Annotated in this window: 12 protein-coding genes and 2 pseudogenes; 7 read left to right on the top strand and 7 right to left on the bottom strand. The window is 56.8% G+C overall.

The features are described from left to right. Nucleotides 1–41: 41 nt before the first annotated feature. The 3 genes from ACVWXW_RS03855 (at nt 42) to ACVWXW_RS03845 (ending at nt 3,572) form a co-directional block, all read left to right on the top strand. Nucleotides 42–1,412: a cytochrome c biogenesis protein gene (locus ACVWXW_RS03855; protein ID WP_457402873.1), complete on the top strand. Its 1,371-nt coding sequence runs from the start codon at nt 42–44 to the stop codon at nt 1,410–1,412. Between the two features lie 599 nt (nt 1,413–2,011). Further along, on the top strand, nt 2,012–3,205 hold the full coding sequence (locus ACVWXW_RS03850) for an RNA-guided endonuclease InsQ/TnpB family protein (protein WP_457402871.1): 1,194 nt from the start codon (nt 2,012–2,014) through the stop codon (nt 3,203–3,205). A gap of 106 nt (nt 3,206–3,311) precedes the next feature. After that, nucleotides 3,312–3,572 (top strand): ferredoxin-thioredoxin reductase variable chain, encoded by a 261-nt coding sequence (locus tag ACVWXW_RS03845; RefSeq protein WP_414332109.1) that lies wholly within the window; start codon nt 3,312–3,314, stop codon nt 3,570–3,572. On the opposite strand, the gene ACVWXW_RS03840 is transcribed toward ACVWXW_RS03845, so the two are convergent. Further along, nucleotides 3,569–4,042: a globin family protein gene (locus tag ACVWXW_RS03840; RefSeq protein ID WP_011432275.1), complete on the bottom strand. Its 474-nt coding sequence runs from the start codon at nt 4,040–4,042 to the stop codon at nt 3,569–3,571. The two genes, ACVWXW_RS03845 and ACVWXW_RS03840, sit on opposite strands and share 4 nt — an antisense overlap. Before the next feature lie 260 nt (nt 4,043–4,302). Here ACVWXW_RS03840 and ftsH point away from each other — a divergent pair, with 260 nt between their 5' ends. Next, on the top strand, nt 4,303–6,219 hold the full coding sequence (ftsH, locus tag ACVWXW_RS03835) for an ATP-dependent zinc metalloprotease FtsH (protein ID WP_414349995.1): 1,917 nt from the start codon (nt 4,303–4,305) through the stop codon (nt 6,217–6,219). Nucleotides 6,220–6,322: 103 nt separating this feature from the next. On the opposite strand, the gene glgP is transcribed toward ftsH, so the two are convergent. The 3 genes from glgP to ACVWXW_RS03820 all read right to left on the bottom strand — a co-directional run bounded on the left by glgP (nt 6,323) and on the right by ACVWXW_RS03820 (nt 10,954). After that, complete coding sequence (gene glgP / locus ACVWXW_RS03830) at nt 6,323–8,524, bottom strand: alpha-glucan family phosphorylase (RefSeq protein WP_414406474.1); 2,202 nt, start codon at nt 8,522–8,524, stop codon at nt 6,323–6,325. Nucleotides 8,525–8,991: 467 nt separating this feature from the next. Continuing rightward, on the bottom strand, nt 8,992–10,176 hold the full coding sequence (locus ACVWXW_RS03825; RefSeq protein WP_457402869.1) for a SpoIID/LytB domain-containing protein: 1,185 nt from the start codon (nt 10,174–10,176) through the stop codon (nt 8,992–8,994). A 262-nt stretch (nt 10,177–10,438) separates the two neighbouring features. Beyond that, nucleotides 10,439–10,954, bottom strand: a complete 516-nt coding sequence (locus tag ACVWXW_RS03820) for a nucleoside deaminase (RefSeq protein ID WP_457402867.1) — start codon at nt 10,952–10,954, stop codon at nt 10,439–10,441. A 230-nt stretch (nt 10,955–11,184) separates the two neighbouring features. On the opposite strand from ACVWXW_RS03820, the gene ACVWXW_RS03815 reads away from it, so the two are divergent. After that, on the top strand, nt 11,185–12,426 hold the full coding sequence (locus ACVWXW_RS03815; RefSeq protein WP_457402865.1) for an HhoA/HhoB/HtrA family serine endopeptidase: 1,242 nt from the start codon (nt 11,185–11,187) through the stop codon (nt 12,424–12,426). Nucleotides 12,427–12,493: 67 nt separating this feature from the next. After that, entirely contained in the window at nt 12,494–14,098 is a 1,605-nt protein-coding gene (locus ACVWXW_RS03810; protein WP_457402862.1) for a serine/threonine-protein kinase, read from the top strand. 35 nt (nt 14,099–14,133) lie between these two features. On the opposite strand, the gene ACVWXW_RS03805 is transcribed toward ACVWXW_RS03810, so the two are convergent. From ACVWXW_RS03805 to ACVWXW_RS03795, 3 genes and pseudogenes are all read right to left on the bottom strand, one after another. Beyond that, complete coding sequence (locus ACVWXW_RS03805) at nt 14,134–14,475, bottom strand: hypothetical protein (RefSeq protein WP_414331053.1); 342 nt, start codon at nt 14,473–14,475, stop codon at nt 14,134–14,136. Next, nucleotides 14,453–15,262 (bottom strand): hypothetical protein, encoded by an 810-nt coding sequence (locus ACVWXW_RS03800; protein ID WP_457402860.1) that lies wholly within the window; start codon nt 15,260–15,262, stop codon nt 14,453–14,455. The genes ACVWXW_RS03805 and ACVWXW_RS03800 overlap by 23 nt, the downstream gene beginning before the upstream one ends. A gap of 389 nt (nt 15,263–15,651) precedes the next feature. Further along, nucleotides 15,652–15,804 (bottom strand): annotated as a pseudogene (locus ACVWXW_RS03795) (NAD(P)/FAD-dependent oxidoreductase); the annotation flags it as partial. Between the two features lie 61 nt (nt 15,805–15,865). Here ACVWXW_RS03795 and ACVWXW_RS03790 point away from each other — a divergent pair. Beyond that, nucleotides 15,866–15,942 (top strand): annotated as a pseudogene (locus ACVWXW_RS03790) (IS5-like element ISSoc13 family transposase); the annotation flags it as partial.

The raw sequence follows: 15,942 nt of genomic DNA, 5'->3' as shown, positions 1-15,942 counted from the left end.
GGCAAGAGCAGCGGTCTGAATCTTGAGCCGACAAACTTCTCATGGTCATATACTCTCTCCCGCTTGCCCGCTGGGTTTCCTCGCTGCGGCGGTACTTTCGTCATGAGCTGCTGCCGCTGCTGGCGGATCTGCGCCTGGCCATTGGCCTTTTGTTGGCGATTGCGGTTTTGAGCGCCACCGGCACGGTAATTGAGCAAGAGGAAACAGCGGCTTTTTATCAAGCCCACTATCCGGAGCATCCGGCCCTGTTTGGCTTTCTCACGTGGCGGGTGATCCTGAACTTGGGATTGGATCACGTCTACCGCACCCCTTGGTTTCTGGCCATTTTGATCCTGTTCGGCAGCAGCCTTATCGCCTGTTCCTTTACGCGCCAGTGGCCAATGCTCAAGGTGGCTCGCCGTTGGAGCTATCTCACCCGTCCGCAGTCTTTTCAGCGCCTGCCCTTTTGGACGTATCTGCCCCAACAATCCTTACAAGGGCTGCCGCAGCAGTTGCGTCGACAGGGCTATCTGGTGTTTCAGGAGGGCCATTACCTCTACGCCCGCAAGGGGTTAATCGGCAGGATCGGCCCCATCTTGGTGCATGTCAGCATGCTGCTGATCTTGCTGGGGGCGATTTGGGGCAGCATTAGCGGCTTCAAGGCCCAAGAACTCATTCCCAGCGGCGGCGTGGCTTCTATTCAACACTTGACCGGAGCAGGGGATCTGGCTCGCGCTCACTTGCCCACCTGGCAAATTCGGGCCAATCGCTTCTGGATTGACTACGCTGCCGATGGCCGTGTCAAGCAGTTTTATTCCGACCTCTCGATCTTGGATCAGGGTCAGGAGGTTAAACGTCAGACCATTTCCGTCAACCATCCTCTCTCCTACCGGGGTGTGACCCTTTACCAAGCCGATTGGAGCATCGACAGCATCCGCATCCGCATCAACAATAGCCCCTCTTTTCAAATCCCGGTGGTGCCGGTGCGCACCGAGGCAGGCAACAAACTCTGGGGCGCTTTTGTGCCCACCCAGCCGGACATGAGCCAGGGCCTCACGCTGCTGCTGCCGGATTTGCAGGGGACAGCCCTGCTCTACGACACTGAAGGGCAATGGATGGGATCCCTGCGCCAAGGCATGAGCTTGGCCCTCGACGAGGTCGCTCCCCAACGCTTCCCCAACCCCCTCACTCTGTATCTGGATGAGGTGATCGGCGCTACCGGACTGCAAATTAAATCCGATCCAGGGATCCCTGCGGTGTATCTCGGATTTGGCCTGTTGATGGTGGGGGTGGTGATGAGCTACTTCAGCTACAGCCAAATCTGGGCTTTGCAAACGGAGACGGGGCTCTACTTGGGGGGCAAAACCAACCGGGCCTTGGTCACCTTCGAGCGAGAATTCGACCGCTTGGTGGAGCATGACTCTAGTCAATAATAAGCTCAACTATACTGAAAATAATAATAATGTATAATATGTTCAGTACGGATTACTACCAGTTGATCTTTCTGTTTACTTTCGAGTCTGCCAACATGGTAGCCAAAGCAAAGCAGAAAATTGGTAGTAAGACGACACGGAAACTGCGCTTTGGGTATTCTACTCAAAGCTTTGCGGGATACCGCCATTCTGTTTGGAAACAAACAGAATGCTATCGCTGCATAGTTGAACAGTGATGTTCAGCAGTGTTCAGCGTAAATGTATCAGCAACAAAAGGTCGCCTTCTCTCTTTCCCAGATCCCGGTGGAAGCTGAGATTGGCTAGACGCAGCTTTTTCCGGCGAAACCAGCCTCCTGCCCAATAGGGATCCCATCTATACAACCCAGGGATCCAGTGAGCGGCGCTGTTGGCTCCAGAGGGATCCCATTGGTTGAGACGGGCTTTCTCTGGGTTGACTTTGAGGGGATGTTCTGGGGCTTCCCAACATGAAGATGACCCTGAGGAAAATACAAACTACTGTTTCAGCTAGAAATCGCAGGAGCCCCGCACTGTACCCGTAGGGTCAGTGTCGGGAGGAATGCGGAAGTTATGATAGAACCATGACCCAAGTCCTGACCATATCCTGTAAGCTCAAGGTGTCCCCGTCGCAAGCCGCCAAATTGGACGCGACGATGGATGCCTTTGTACAGGCATTGAACTGGGTCAACCAAAACACACCAGAAAAAGTAGTCAACGCAATCAAACTCCAATCCCTTTGCTACTACGAGATTCGAGCCCGGTTTGGCTTGTCCAGTAACTTGGCTCAACAGGTGTGCAGACGGGTAGCGGGTTCCCGCAAAGTGGCTAAGCAGAAAAAGCGTCCCGTCAAGGAGTTTAAGAGCGGCTTTGTTACCTACGACGCCCGTATCTTTTCGTTCCGTCAAAAAGACTGGACGGTGTCGCTGACCACGGTGGAAGGGCGAGAGCGCTTTGAACTAGCCATTGGCAACTACCAGCGTGGGATGCTGGCTGGTTCCAACCCCAAATCGGCCACCCTAGTCCAGCGGAAGGACGGCTCCTACTACATCCAGATTTGCGTAGAGAAAAACCCGCCCAAGCAACAAGATACCGACAAGGTGATCGGGGTGGACTTGGGCAGGACGGATATCGCCCATACGTCAGAGGGGGACAATTGGAATGGACAGCAGTTGAATCGAGTCCGCGACCACTACTCCAAGCTGAGGGCGGTACTCCAACGTAAAGCCAGTAAGGGCACCCGCAGTTCGCGGCGCAGATGCCGTCAACTGTTGCAACGGCTGTCTGGCAAGGAAAGACGCTTTCAGGCGTGGGTCAATCATCGCATCTCCAAAGCTATTGTCTCTAGGGCAAAGGCGACAAACAGCGCTATTGCTCTGGAAGACTTGACAGGGATCCGGGAAAGGGTCAATCAACAGCCACGCAGCAAAGCCGAACGGCGCAGGGCCAACAGTTGGGCGTTTTATCAACTCCGTCAATTTCTGGAATACAAGGCTCTGCGTGCGGGGGTTGCTCTGATTCTTGTTCCGCCTGCCTACACGTCGCAGACCTGCCACCGGTGTTTGCACATTCATCCCGACCCTGCGCAATCCTATCGCAGTGGAAAGAAGTTTAAGTGTGGGCACTGTGGATGGGAAGGGGATGCGGATTTGAATGGTGCGAATGTGATTGCGCTTTTGGGGGCTGCTGTAAACCAGCCTAGAGGTTCGTGGTTGGCTTGCCAACTGCAGGGCTACCGAAAGCCCGCCCCGTACTGCGAAGCAGTCAGGGTCGGGTAGTTTACTTTCCACATACTTCTCCACATCTCGAAGGTTTGCTTAGAGATTGAGCTAGAGTGTTTCCAGTGGGTTCCTGTGGTGGGCCGCCTTGTTAGGAGGGCAAGACATGAAAGTTGGAGATCGGGTGCGGGTGCGTACCAGCGTGATTGTCTATCACCACCCGGAACATCGCAATCAACCTTTTGACCTCAAAGGCATGGAAGGGGAGCTGAAGGCCGTGCTTCGGGATTGGAATGGCCGCCCGATCAGCGCCAACTTTCCCTTTCAGGTGCAGTTTGACAACAAGTTCCGTGCGCATCTCCAAGCTGATGAGCTGGAGGTGGTTGAGCCGGCCAACTCTGAAGAGCCCGCCGGGACGGCGGCCTAGTTAAGGCCCAACAGCGTGCGGTTGGTTTCCAGAATTGGCCTGATCAACTTGGTTTCTTCGGGGGTGAGGTAATTGGCTATCACTTCTTGTAGGAAGCGATAGGTGGCCTCGCAACTGCGTTGGGTGCGGAAGGCCCGCATTAAGGTCTGGAACCAGTAGAGAAATCGATCTTTGTAGCGTTGCTCATCGTCCAGGAGCATGGCCAAAGCCGAAAGGCGCAGAACCCGAACGGTGTCAGCTTTCCACTTGTTGCTAAAGTCTTCCACCCCTCGCATGAGCAAGTAGGGATCCAGCGCGCGCATTTTCATCTCCACATCCCGGATGATCTGGGCTTCCGCCGCCTGGATCTTGCGATAGGCGCTCAGGCGAAGGTCAAAGGAGGCTAGGTAGGTCTCCATGAACTGCAGCTCCTCATCCCTGAGATACCGTCCGTCGGCAGCGATGCTCAGTTCGCGCAGTTGAGTCAGCATAGGGATCCCTGGGCAAGCTGGAATGAGAATGGAAAAAACACCACCTGTTCTGACTGACGGTCCAGCCTTGGTCTCTCAATCCTATCCCCAAACTCCCGGCCAGAAGAGGGGAATTGCAGGGATCCCCGGCAACCCTCTCAGTCAGGTTAATATTAATTAACAGTCTGTTGCTGCAAGAACCCACTCGACCCCAGATTGTTACCCACAAGTCGCCATCTGCGAGTTCGATTCAAAAACACCCTTTGGGAGGAAACACTTCCGTGAGTCAGAAAGGTAAAAACAAGAAATGGAGAAGCGCGGGGTTATATGCGCTACTGGCCATCGTCTTGATCTCTTTAGCCACCACCTTCTTGGGTACCCGCCCGGCTGAGCGTTTGGAGATCAGCTACTCCGACCTAATCAGCCGCGTCGAACGGGGCGAGGTCAGCAAAGTTTTGGTGGAGACGGCCCCGGATGGTCGCCAAGTTGCCATTGCCGAGGCAGAAATCAACAACCGCGCCACCCAAGTGCAGGTGAATCTGCCCCCCCTTACCCCCGAGTTTGAGAACACCCTGGTTGCCAACGGGGTGGAGCTGGCCGTGCGTCCTGTCCAAGAGGAGGGGCTACTTGGGCGCATTCTCAGCACCTTCTTCCTGCCGGTTTTGCTCTTGCTGGGGCTCTTTTTCCTGCTGCGGCGGGCTCAAAATGGCCCAGGCAGCCAAGCTCTCAACTTCGGCAAATCCAGGGCACGGGTGCAGATGGAGCCGAAAACCCAGATTACCTTCAACGATGTGGCCGGCATCGATCAGGCCAAGCTGGAGCTGGCAGAGGTGGTGGATTTCCTGAAAAATTCAGAGCGCTTCACCGCTTTGGGAGCCAAGATTCCCCGCGGGGTGCTGCTGGTGGGCCCGCCCGGCACCGGTAAGACCCTGTTGGCCCGCGCCGTAGCCGGAGAAGCAGGTGTGCCCTTTTTCTCCATCTCTGGCTCTGAGTTTGTGGAGATGTTTGTCGGGGTCGGCGCTTCTCGCGTGCGGGATCTGTTCGAGCAGGCCAAGCAAAATGCTCCCTGCATCGTCTTCATCGATGAAATTGATGCAGTCGGTCGCCAGCGGGGAGCTGGCTTGGGAGGTGGCAACGACGAACGGGAGCAGACCCTGAACCAGTTGCTCACCGAGATGGACGGTTTTGAGGGCAACTCCGGCATCATCGTCATTGCGGCCACCAACCGACCGGATGTGCTGGATGCGGCGCTGCTACGGCCTGGCCGGTTCGATCGCCAAGTTACGGTGGATCGCCCCGATTTTCAGGGCCGGCTAGAAATCCTCAAGGTGCATGCCCGCGGCAAAACCCTGTCTGCGGATGTGGATTTGGAGAAGTTGGCCCGCCGTACTCCTGGGTTTACCGGCGCCGACTTGGCCAACCTCCTGAACGAAGCAGCCATTCTGGCAGCCCGCCGCAACCTCACCGAGATCTCCATGGACGAGATCAACGACGCGGTGGATCGGGTGTTGGCCGGCCCAGAGAAGAAGGATCGGCTGATGAGCGAACGGCGCAAGGAGTTGGTGGCCTACCATGAGGCGGGCCATGCCCTGGTGGGATCCCTCTTGCCCAACTACGATCCCATCCAAAAAGTGACGATCATCCCCCGGGGACAAGCAGGTGGCCTCACCTGGTTCATGCCCAGCGATGACGACATGGGACTAACCACCCGTGCCCATCTGAAGAACATGATGACCGTTGCCTTGGGTGGGCGTGTGGCCGAAGAAGTGGTCTACGGAGAGTCGGAGATCACCACGGGGGCAGCCAGCGACCTGCAACAGGTGGCCCGCATCGCCCGCAACATGGTGACCCGCTTCGGTATGAGCGATCGCCTGGGAAATGTAGCCCTAGGTCGCCAGTACACCAACATTTTCCTGGGCCGGGAAATCGCCGCAGAACGGGATTTCTCGGAGGAAACAGCGGCCCTCATTGACGAAGAGGTGCGGCGGCTGGTGAACGAGGCCTACCAACGGGCCACCTACTTGATTCGGGAAAACCGTGCCCTCTTGGATCGGATCGCCCGTCGTTTGGTGGAGGCCGAAACCATCGATGGGGAAGAGCTGCAGGCCATCATCGACAACTCTGAGGTGGTGATGCTGCCCCCCGAAGAGGAGCCAGAGCCGCTGACTCTGCCTATGGCCGTCAACGCCAGCGCCTAGTCTCTTTTCCCCAAGCGCAAACCCGGGATCCCTGCTTTTCCTCTTGAGGAGAGAGGGATCCCAATGTTTTGTATGATTTGCGCTGGGAGAGGGGGAGTCCACCCTAGCCGGCAACAGCCGAACCCAACAAAGTCCGGCTCGCCTCTGCTTCCAGGGGCTGAGGCTCGTAGATTTTCAGCACGTACTCCGCTACCATGCGGTCGGTGTTGAAAACGGGGTTGAGCGTGCGGATCGCCTCCTTCATGCGGGCAATCCAGCGGCGCGGGATCCCTTTCTCGTCCCGGTCGTAGAACATGGGGATCACCTCATACTCCAACAAGTCGTAGAGGGAGTTGGCGTCCAAGTCGTCTTGGGCAGCGGGATCCAGACCTTCGATTTCTTGGCCAATAGCCCAGCCATTGCGACCGTTGTAACCCTCCGGCCACCAGCCATCCAGCACCGACAAATTCAATCCCCCGCTGAAGCCCACCTTTTGTCCTGAGGTGCCGGAGGCCTCCAGAGGGCGTCGCGGGTTGTTCAGCCACACATCGACCCCCTGCACCAAATTGCGAGCGACATAGGCATCGTAGTTTTCGATGAAGGCGACTCGGTTGGCCACCTCAGGCCGGTTGGACCATTCCACCACCCGCTGGATCAGGCGCTTGCCCCCTTCGTCCCGGGGATGGGCCTTGCCGGCGAAGATAATTTGCACAGGGTACTCTTTGTTGGTGAAGATGCGGGTAATTCGCTCCAGATTTCGCAGGATCAAATCTCCTCGCTTGTAGGTGCTGAAGCGACGGGCAAACCCAATCGTCAAGACCTTGGGATCCAGCAACTGGTTGACCGCTTGGATGCGCTCATTGCTTTCGCCGCGATTGCGCCGGGCCCGCAACACCCGGTGACGGGTAAAAGACACCAGCCGCTCCCGCAGAGCCTCTTTGCGCCGCCACAGTTCTTCATCTGGGATCTCTTCCACCTTGGCCCACAGTTCCGGGTCTGACACCCGCTCCGGCCAATCGGGGCCCAAGTACTGGTCGTAGAGGTTCCAAAAAAGAGGGGAAACCCAGGTACGGGCGTGAACCCCATTGGTAATGGAGCTGATGGGCACCTCATCCACCGATCGCTCAGGGTAGAGCACATGCCACATTTCGCGAGAAACCCGTCCGTGGAGCTTGCTTACGCCATTGGCTGCCCGCGCGTACCGCAAAGCCAGCACCGTCATGTTAAAGCGCTCCCAGGGATCCCCGGTGCGCCGAGCTCCCAAGGCCAAAAATTGTTCCCGCGTCAGGCCCAGTTGAGGCCAGAAGGAGGCAAAGAACGCATCCATCTCATTGGGGCTAAAGGCATCGTGGCCAGCCGGCACCGGTGTATGGGTAGTAAACACACATTTTTCCCGCACCTTGGCCTCCGCCGTCTCGAAGGGGGTGCCCCGCGCCACTTCCTCCCGCAGCAACTCCAGCGTCAGGAAAGCAGCGTGCCCTTCATTCATGTGATAAACCATGGGATCCAAACCCAACTGGCGCAGCAGGCGCACCCCACCGATACCCAGGATGCACTCTTGGGCAATGCGAGTATCGGTGCTGCCCCCGTAGAGGTGGGCGGTAATCCAGCGGTCGATGGGGTCGTTCTCCGGCAGGTCGGTGTCCAGCAGAAAGAGCGGCACCCGGCCCACGTCTGCTCGCCAGGCACGCGCCTTCACCAACCGCTGCCGCATCGCCACTTCCACCAACAGAGGGCTGCCATCCGGCTGGCGCACCAGAGTCAACGGCAGAGACTCAAACTCAGAGTCTTCGTAAAGCTCCCCCTGCCAGCCATTGTTGTCCAGGCGCTGTTGGAAGTAGCCCTGACGGTAGAGCAACCCGATGGCCACCAGGGGCACTCCCAAATCTGAAGCCGACTTGAGGTGATCGGCGGCCAACATACCCAGCCCGCCAGAGTAGGTGGGCAAAGACTCGTGCAAGCCGTATTCGGCACAGAAATAGGCGATGGGACGCTGCCAGTCGTAGGTTTTCATGGTGCGCTTGGCCCAGGTATCCTCAGCCGCCATGTACTTCCGATAGGACTGCACCATCCGGTTCAACGTGTTGAGGTAGTTCACATCGGTGGCCAAGGCTGCCAACCGCAAGTAGGAAACCTCCTCCAGCATGCGCACCGGGTTGTGGGAGGTTTTTTCCCACAGGGCGGGATCCATTTCCCGGAAAATGGTGAGGTGATCCGGGTTCCAAGTCCACCAATAGTTACGGGCGATCTCGCACAGGGGCGTGAGCGCTTCCGGCAGCACCGGACAACGTTCGGGAAAAGCAGGAGCTAAGGTGGCAATGGACATAGGACAGATACCTGGGGTTAAAGTTATGGGCTCGAAAAAGAAGAGGTAGAGGTCGATGCTGGTAAACGTATCTCAATTATTATTGAGCCGATCCTGAGGATCCCGAGAGGGGAATTCAAGATCTCTACAAAATCTTCACAAAATCTTCAGGGATGTAACCCAAATTTGCCCAGGCTTCTCTCGATCTTGATCTTGTCATAGCAGCGCGGAGCCTTCAAAAGCAGGGGTCGCAGGCAGGCCAGCTTTCGATTCCGGCAGAAGCTGCCCGTCTAGAAGCTGCCCGTCTATCGTAAGAGATGGTGCAACGTTAGAGTTAACTCAAAGTTAACAAAATCTACAGAACCCCAACGAACCCTTGGGGAACCCCTCCGGTTCAATTAAAATGCTGCTTCTCATAAGCTCTTAAAAACTGCAGCCGCTTTTGCTACCAATCGATTATTTTGTTGGCTTCTCCTTGAAGTTGAGCCTTAACGTCCTTCCACCACTGCCAGACTGGTGTTGCGGTAGTAGTGGCTGAGGATCTGTTGGTAAGAGTAGTTTTGGCTGGCCAGGGCGGCAGCTCCCCACTGGCTCATGCCCACCCCGTGCCCGTAGCCCCGCCCATGAATCTCAAAGAAAGCTGGGAATGTCCCTGCCACAGGAGCCAAGCTGGCTGTAGTGGCGGCCTCTCCGCGTGGACTAATGGCAATCTTTGTGCTGCGCAACCCAAGAGCCCGACGAAAATCGCCGGCATTGAGATCTTTGATCCCTTGGGATCCCGTCAAGCGCACCGTGATTGCCCGTCCCCACGGGGAGCTGCGCAGCACCTCAACAGAACGAATGGCACCGATCCCGGCAGCCAATTGCTGAATCTGTTGGGCAGGAACGGTGGCCGTCCAGCTAAACACCGGTGAGTGCTGATCGAAATCCGGCACCCCCTGTAAGTAGGGCCGCGATTCTAACCAGACGTTGCCTGCATCATCTGTATGTCCCCCCGCAGAGGAGTGGAAAACCGCATTGATCAACTGCCCCTGGTGGATGAGAACCTGCCCGGCGGTCTCACGGGCAGCCGCTTGGGTACGGCTGGATTCGGCAGCCACTCCCTTGTAAACCTGCCAATCAATCCCGTTTCCTAAGTCAAAAGGCTGCTGGGAACGGCGACTGCGGTGGTAGAGGGCATAGGTGCGGGAGGCCACGGCTTGGGCTTTGAGAGCCTCCATGGGAAAACGGTGTCCCATCTCGCTGCCCACTACGCTGGAAACGTAGTCTTCCAAGCCAACTTGGTTGATGGCAATCACCCCACGCTCGCCAGGGATCAGCTCCACCCAGCCGCGGTACCAATTCTGGTCGATAAACACCAACCCATCGGGGACAGTGGGCTGCAGGTAAAGACGTTCTCCCTGTTGGCCAGCCAAACTGACTGCTGAACCCGAACGGCTGGCCTGCAGCGGTTGCATGGCCTGAACCTCTGCCAGGGGTTGTCCCTGGGCATTCAATAGGCGGGCTCCGGTAGAGCTGCCGACGGTGACCTGGGGCTTGTTGACGGCAATACCTACCCGCAGCAGCACCCGTGCTTGCACCGGAAAGGTCAAGCACAGCCAAGCCCAAACCAGGAGGGCAATACCTCTAATCGAGGCTGATGGCGGAGGAGAGAAGGAGAGGGTAATAGTCACACACCAATCCTCTGGGAAAGAGTATCACAGCCGGCGAGGGATCCCGGACAAGTCGGGTTTTGAGAATCCAGGCATAGGGACGACGCACCCCCAACAACCCAAGCGGCCACCGTTGGGCTCAAGAGATCCCGCACTCGGAAAGCCTTTTTTGAGGCTGGTGCGGGATCCCGGGCAAGGGCCAGCCGAACCCGTTATGACAGTATCAAAAACATCCTGCAGATGCACGACTTCAACCCAGAATTTTCCGCCCCCAGTCCCTCGGTCAGGATTCAGCCGGCTCAGAGGGGATCCCGCGGCGGCGGCAAAACCACTGCTGCAATAGGCGTCGACACTCGACCTCGCAAACTCCGCCGATGATCTCCGGGCAATGGAAGCTGGCAGCGGAGGCAGGCAAATTGAGTACGCTGCGCAGTGCTCCGGCCTTGGGATCATCGGCGCCGTAGATTACCTGGGCCAGCCGCGATTGGCTGATGGCCCCGGCACACATGGGGCAAGGCTCAAGCGTGACGTACAGCCGACAGCCCCGCAGTTGCCAATCTCCCAGCCGTTGCCCTGCCTGCCGTAGGGCTAGGATCTCCGCATGGGCCGTGGGATCCCGATCCCGTTCCCGCCGGTTGCTGCTCAAAGCCAGCAACTTTTCCCCTGGCCCCACCACCAGAGCGGCCACCGGCACCTCTCCGGCTTCTCCCGCTTGCTTAGCTTCTCGCAAGGCCAACTGCATCCAGGCGCGGTGGCGCTGCCACGGATCCCGCCCTTGTGGCTCGGAGGAATGGAGCATACTCGGATCCCCGATCATTTTGGGCGTTTCGAGCACTGCCTCTGTCCGCAAGATTTGCTAGGGTAAGCACACATACCCCGAACATCCAAAAGTAAAGAGTAGGAATCAAAAGTAAAGAGTAGGAATAGATAGAATAGACCAGGAGTGAACTGGGTCTTGATGGCGTAAGTCGGGGGAGCGGGTTCACGCCTTTTGAGTCTTGGCGATACGGCTTAGCTTTGGGAGGGAGCATGGCGCGGATTCTACGGCATACACTTTTGGCGATGGCTCTGTTTGGTGGAGGCGTCGCAGGTGGGGTCTGGCTATCGTCTCGAGCGGGGCAGGAGTGGTTACAGCAAACTCCCCTGGTCACTTGGACGCGACGGGCCAGTGAGGGAGTGGGATCCCTTTTGCCCTGGTCTGAGCCCCGCCCTGAGGCTGCGAATTCTGCCCCTCCCGCCGATGCCGTCCGGCCTTCTAATTTTATTGCCGCCGTTGCCCAAAAGGTCGGCCCAGCGGTGGTGCGCATCGATGCCACCCGCACCGTGTCGAGGGGGGTCAACCCAGAACTGTTCAACCAGCCCCTGTTTCGCCGCTTCTTTGGGGATCAACTACCGCAGTTGCCGCAGGAGTTTCGGCAAGAAGGCACCGGATCGGGCTTTATCATCGACGCCAGTGGCCTGATCCTCACCAACGCCCATGTGGTGGAAGGCAGCGAGCGAGTCAGGGTTCATCTGCTGGATGGGCGCACCTTTGAAGGAGAGGTGAAGGGCTCAGACCCGGTTACCGATATCGCGGTGATCAAGATTGAGGGGGAGAATCTGCCCACGGTTACTTTGGGCAACTCTGACTTGGTGCGACCGGGGGATTGGGCCATCGCCATTGGCAACCCGCTGGGCCTGGACAATACCGTGACTGCTGGGATCATCAGTGCTGTTGGGCGCTCCTCCGGGCAAATTGGGGCTGTCAACAAGCGGGTGACTTTCCTGCAAACGGATGCGGCCATTAACCCCGGCAACTCGGGCGGCCCGTTGCTGGATGCGGAAGGCCGCGTGATTGGGGTGAATACGGCCATCTTCCAGCGAGCTCAGAGCGTCGGCTTTTCCATCCCCATCAACCGCGCCATGGAAATTGCCGAGCAATTGATCCGGAATGGTCGGGTAGAGCACGCTTTCTTGGGCATTCGCATGATCACCCTCAACCCTGACATTGTGGCGCGCCTCAACCGCGACCCCGCTCGTCCCACCACGCTGACAGTGGAAGAAGGGGTCTTGATCGGGCAGGTGATTTCGGGATCCCCGGCTGAGGAGATTGGCTTGCGGGAGGGGGATGTGATCACTGAAATCAATGGGCAGGCCATCCGCGATGCCGAGCAGGTGCAGCAGTTGGTGGAAGCCGCTGGGGTGGGCAATACGCTGACGCTGCGGGTCATCCGAAATGGACAGGCACCCACCTTCCAGGTGAAAACTGGAGTGCTGCCCTCGGACTTCTAGGGGGCTCCATAGGCCAGCAACTCTCTGATCCCTGTGACAGAATGGCAGTAGGGGCAGGGATCCAGATATGGCTTGGGCAGTTGGTGAACAATTGCAAGGGGGACGCTACCGCATCGAGGCCGTTTTGGGGGAGGGGGGTTTCGGCATCACCTACCGGGCCTGGGATAGCGTTCGTGCTGACCAGGTGGTTATCAAAGTTTTGAACGACAGCCTTCGTGAGGATCCCGACTATCCCCACTTCCAGCAGAACTTCATGAATGAGGCGCTGCAACTGGCCCGCTGCCGCCACCCCCATGTGGTGAAGGTGGAAGAAGTGATCTGGGAGCAGGAGCGCTGGTGTATTGTGATGGAGTACATCCGCGGCCAGACTCTGCACCAGCTTCTGCGGCAAAAAGGGCCGTTGCCCCTGCCGGAAGCCCTGCGCCTGACGCGGGAGGTGGGATCTGCCCTGATGGCCTTGCACGAACAGGGGATCCTGCATCGGGATGTGAAGCCATCCAACATCATGGTGCGGGAGGGATCCCAGCAGGCGGTGTTGATCGACTTTGGCCTAGCTCGCGGCTACACCCAAGGTCTGATCCAACGCCACACCTCCTACGGCACCGATGGCTATGCTCCTCTAGAGCAATACGACAGCTTGCGCCGCCGCGGCGCCTTCACCGATGTCTACGCCTTGGCAGCAACCCTCTACACGGCGCTGACGGGGATGGTGCCTATGTGTGCGCCAGTGCGGGCCACAGGCCGCCAGTTGGATACCCCTCGCAGCCTTAACCCCAACATTCCCGAGGTTGTGGAGGCTGCCATTCTCAAAGGGATGGCTCTCCACCCAGAAGAGCGCCCGCAAACCATGGCCGAGTGGCTGGCACTGTTACCGGCAGAAGCCTCTCAACAAGGGAGGAAGCCGGTTGCTTTTGAGCCAGCCATCCGCACCCAAGAGCTGAGGGAGCTGGAGCAGATCTTGGCCCAGCCTCCACAACCCCAAGACGAGCTGGAACAGCTCCTGTCCCGGCACTCGGCGGAAGAGCTAGAGCAACTGGTGGCACCTCCCACCCCTGCCACTGCCAAAAAAGCTGGAAGAGAAGAGGGATCCGGATCCCTGATTTTTCCTGAGGTCTGTCCAGAGGAGAGAGGGAAGGGGGGATCCCTGCCCGGAACTCTCTCTTGGCCAGAGTGGGTGGGGGAAGCAGCCCCTGCCTTGCAAGGTCTGTGGGATCGGCTGCGAGCGGGGCAGTGGGGGGAGGCGGATCGCTGGACGACAGCCCTGATGCTGAAGCTTGCTGGGCGCTCGCAAGTGGGCTTTTTTGATCCCAAGGATGTTCAGGCCTTCCCCTGCCCCATGCTGCGGCTGATTGACCAACTGTGGGTGCGGGCCAGCCATGGGCGCTTTGGCTTTAGCGTTCAAAAGCAACTGTGGCAAGGATGCGACCCCGGAGGAACCTCAATAGGCAGATCGCGATCCTTCTCCGCCTTGCCCCGCGAAGAGTGTATGGGGGAAGCCGTGGGTTGGCGGATCCAAGGTCGCTGGCTGGGGTACGGCGAGCTCAAAACCAGCCTGGATGCACCGCCAGGACATCTGCCTGTCGGCTTTTTTTGGGGCTACTCGGGTGGCTTGCGCTCGGCGCTGCTGACGCTGGATCGAGTGGTGCTGAAAAAGCTAAAAGCCTGTTTCTAAAAAACCTGGCTTGAAATGACTAAAATGGGTAGCCATCAATTCTTGAAAGGGGAGATGCTCTTTTCTTGTGGGTTTTCGCGAATAGCTAGACCCAAGTGAATCAATGCCGTCTCAACGGTATTGACCTGCTCTGCTAAAGTTTTCCACCCTCTTGCCTTTAAGCCATAACATTTGCCAAAGTAAGCTCGAGCTGCTGCAAAGGAAGCAAAGGTTTTTTTAAGAGTCGCTACGGTCCAGGGCTTGGCATTCAGCCGCAGCCAATTTCGTTGACCTTGCTGCTGTTGCTCGGTGATGAGTTGGTCTGTCAAGCTAACAAGCTCAGCATAGTTGCGCCGCGAGGTCGCGATTGCCGTTTCAAGACTCTCGATGAGACCCATGGTTGTTCTCCTGAGGCAACTTCCCTTGATAAGACTCCTGTTCTTTCTCCTGAAGCAACTTTCTAGAACCGGCAGAGAGCAAGTTGGTTTCAAAAACAGACTTGATGTTGTTCAGGTAACTTTGCAATAAGCTCTTAACCCATAGGATGGGAATTTGGTTTACCGCATTCTGAAGCTGGTCGAAGAGATGCTTGAGCTGCTTCAGAGCTACGATAGCATGACCGAGAACTTCTTGCGCTTGAAGCTGCTCTTCCACAAGCTCTCTCATTCTGTTGGCTAGCCGCTGATTCTCAAGTTCTTTCTCGGTGAGCAAACTAAGAGCTGCTTCCTCAGTCTCGACTATTTTAAATTCAAGTTTTTGGTTCTGCTCTTCCAGAAACTCAATCTGCTTAGTTAGTAAATCCGCCTCAACCCTAAAGCTAACACCTCTATTCGCTGGAAAGCTAATAAGTAGGTCGCTGTACTCTTGCTCTTGAAGCTGCAGCTCTCTGAGTACAGGCTCTGCTAGTTCGGATAAGACTTTGTGAGCTAATCCTACTTTCAAAGTATCTCCGCCGCCGTGTCCGGGAATAGGAATTCTTAAATCACCCCGAACAGCCTGCGTGCTATGTCTGGCACGTCGCTGAACAATTTCCCAGCCCCACTCTTTTGCTTGACGCAAAATATCCCGTTTTCGCCAATTCCTTGGAGCCTGAATAATGGCTTGGATATTTCTCTGCTGCTCTATAATTTCATTAATTTCATTTCGCCTCTTGATGAGATACCCTAGCTCTTCTTCGTCGGACATATGATAACATCCTTAGATGAGACTTTCACACTTAGCCTATCCGGTCTTTACGGAGACTAGGGGAAAGTTATGCGGCAAAGCCTTACATCTCAAAAAACATTGATACTAAGAAATATTTTGTAGCTTTGTCCGCGATCTTCCTCAGTAATTCCCAGGACAATCTAGAGGCAGTCAGACTTGGTTCTGCTTGCGAAAAAGGGTGAGTGGCTGGGGTTGGGGAGCTTACAGCCGGCTTGGAAGGGCCAAAAATCACCTGCCGGTGGGCTGTTCCGCGAATACTCAGGCGGCCTGCGCACGGCGCTGCCGATGCTGAAAAGGCTAAAAGCCTGCCTCTAAAAAAACTCCCCTCTCCCAGAGGAGAGGGGTCAGGGGCGAGGGATCCAAGAGCCTTAGTAGCGATGCACCAACTTGTTGATGGGCTTGAAGATGTCTGCCTCAAACTTTTTGCCCTTGAGCATGCGGTTCCAATAGAGCCAGGGTAATAGATGCACCTTGGCTAGGTACATGGAGTAGCGCTCCCGCGTTGGGTCCAGGGGGAAGGAGGGAGCTAGGTCGTGTTGATCTTATGTTAGGATAGAGAGAATAATTTATAGAGGAAAGAGGATGAAGTTGGTTTTTTTAGATGAAAACAAATGGCAGAAGATATTGGCTTTTTTACAGACAGAAGAGAGAGTTAACAT

The sequence above is a fragment of the Thermostichus sp. MS-CIW-30 genome (assembly GCF_054058015.1).
This window is presented reverse-complemented; position numbering and strand designations above follow the sequence as displayed.

Excerpts from the sequence above, each read along its gene's own strand:
- ACVWXW_RS03855 (WP_457402873.1), top strand. The coding sequence starts at position 42 with ATGGTCATATACTCTCTCCCGCTTGCCCGCTGGGTTTCCTCGCTGCGG.
- ACVWXW_RS03850 (WP_457402871.1), top strand. The coding sequence starts at position 2,012 with ATGACCCAAGTCCTGACCATATCCTGTAAGCTCAAGGTGTCCCCGTCG.
- ACVWXW_RS03845 (WP_414332109.1), top strand. The coding sequence starts at position 3,312 with ATGAAAGTTGGAGATCGGGTGCGGGTGCGTACCAGCGTGATTGTCTAT.
- ACVWXW_RS03840 (WP_011432275.1), bottom strand. The coding sequence starts at position 4,042 with ATGCTGACTCAACTGCGCGAACTGAGCATCGCTGCCGACGGACGGTAT.
- glgP (WP_414406474.1), bottom strand. The coding sequence starts at position 8,524 with ATGTCCATTGCCACCTTAGCTCCTGCTTTTCCCGAACGTTGTCCGGTG.
- ACVWXW_RS03820 (WP_457402867.1), bottom strand. The coding sequence starts at position 10,954 with ATGCTCCATTCCTCCGAGCCACAAGGGCGGGATCCGTGGCAGCGCCAC.
- ACVWXW_RS03815 (WP_457402865.1), top strand. The coding sequence starts at position 11,185 with ATGGCGCGGATTCTACGGCATACACTTTTGGCGATGGCTCTGTTTGGT.
- ACVWXW_RS03810 (WP_457402862.1), top strand. The coding sequence starts at position 12,494 with ATGGCTTGGGCAGTTGGTGAACAATTGCAAGGGGGACGCTACCGCATC.
- ACVWXW_RS03805 (WP_414331053.1), bottom strand. The coding sequence starts at position 14,475 with ATGGGTCTCATCGAGAGTCTTGAAACGGCAATCGCGACCTCGCGGCGC.
- ACVWXW_RS03800 (WP_457402860.1), bottom strand. The coding sequence starts at position 15,262 with ATGTCCGACGAAGAAGAGCTAGGGTATCTCATCAAGAGGCGAAATGAA.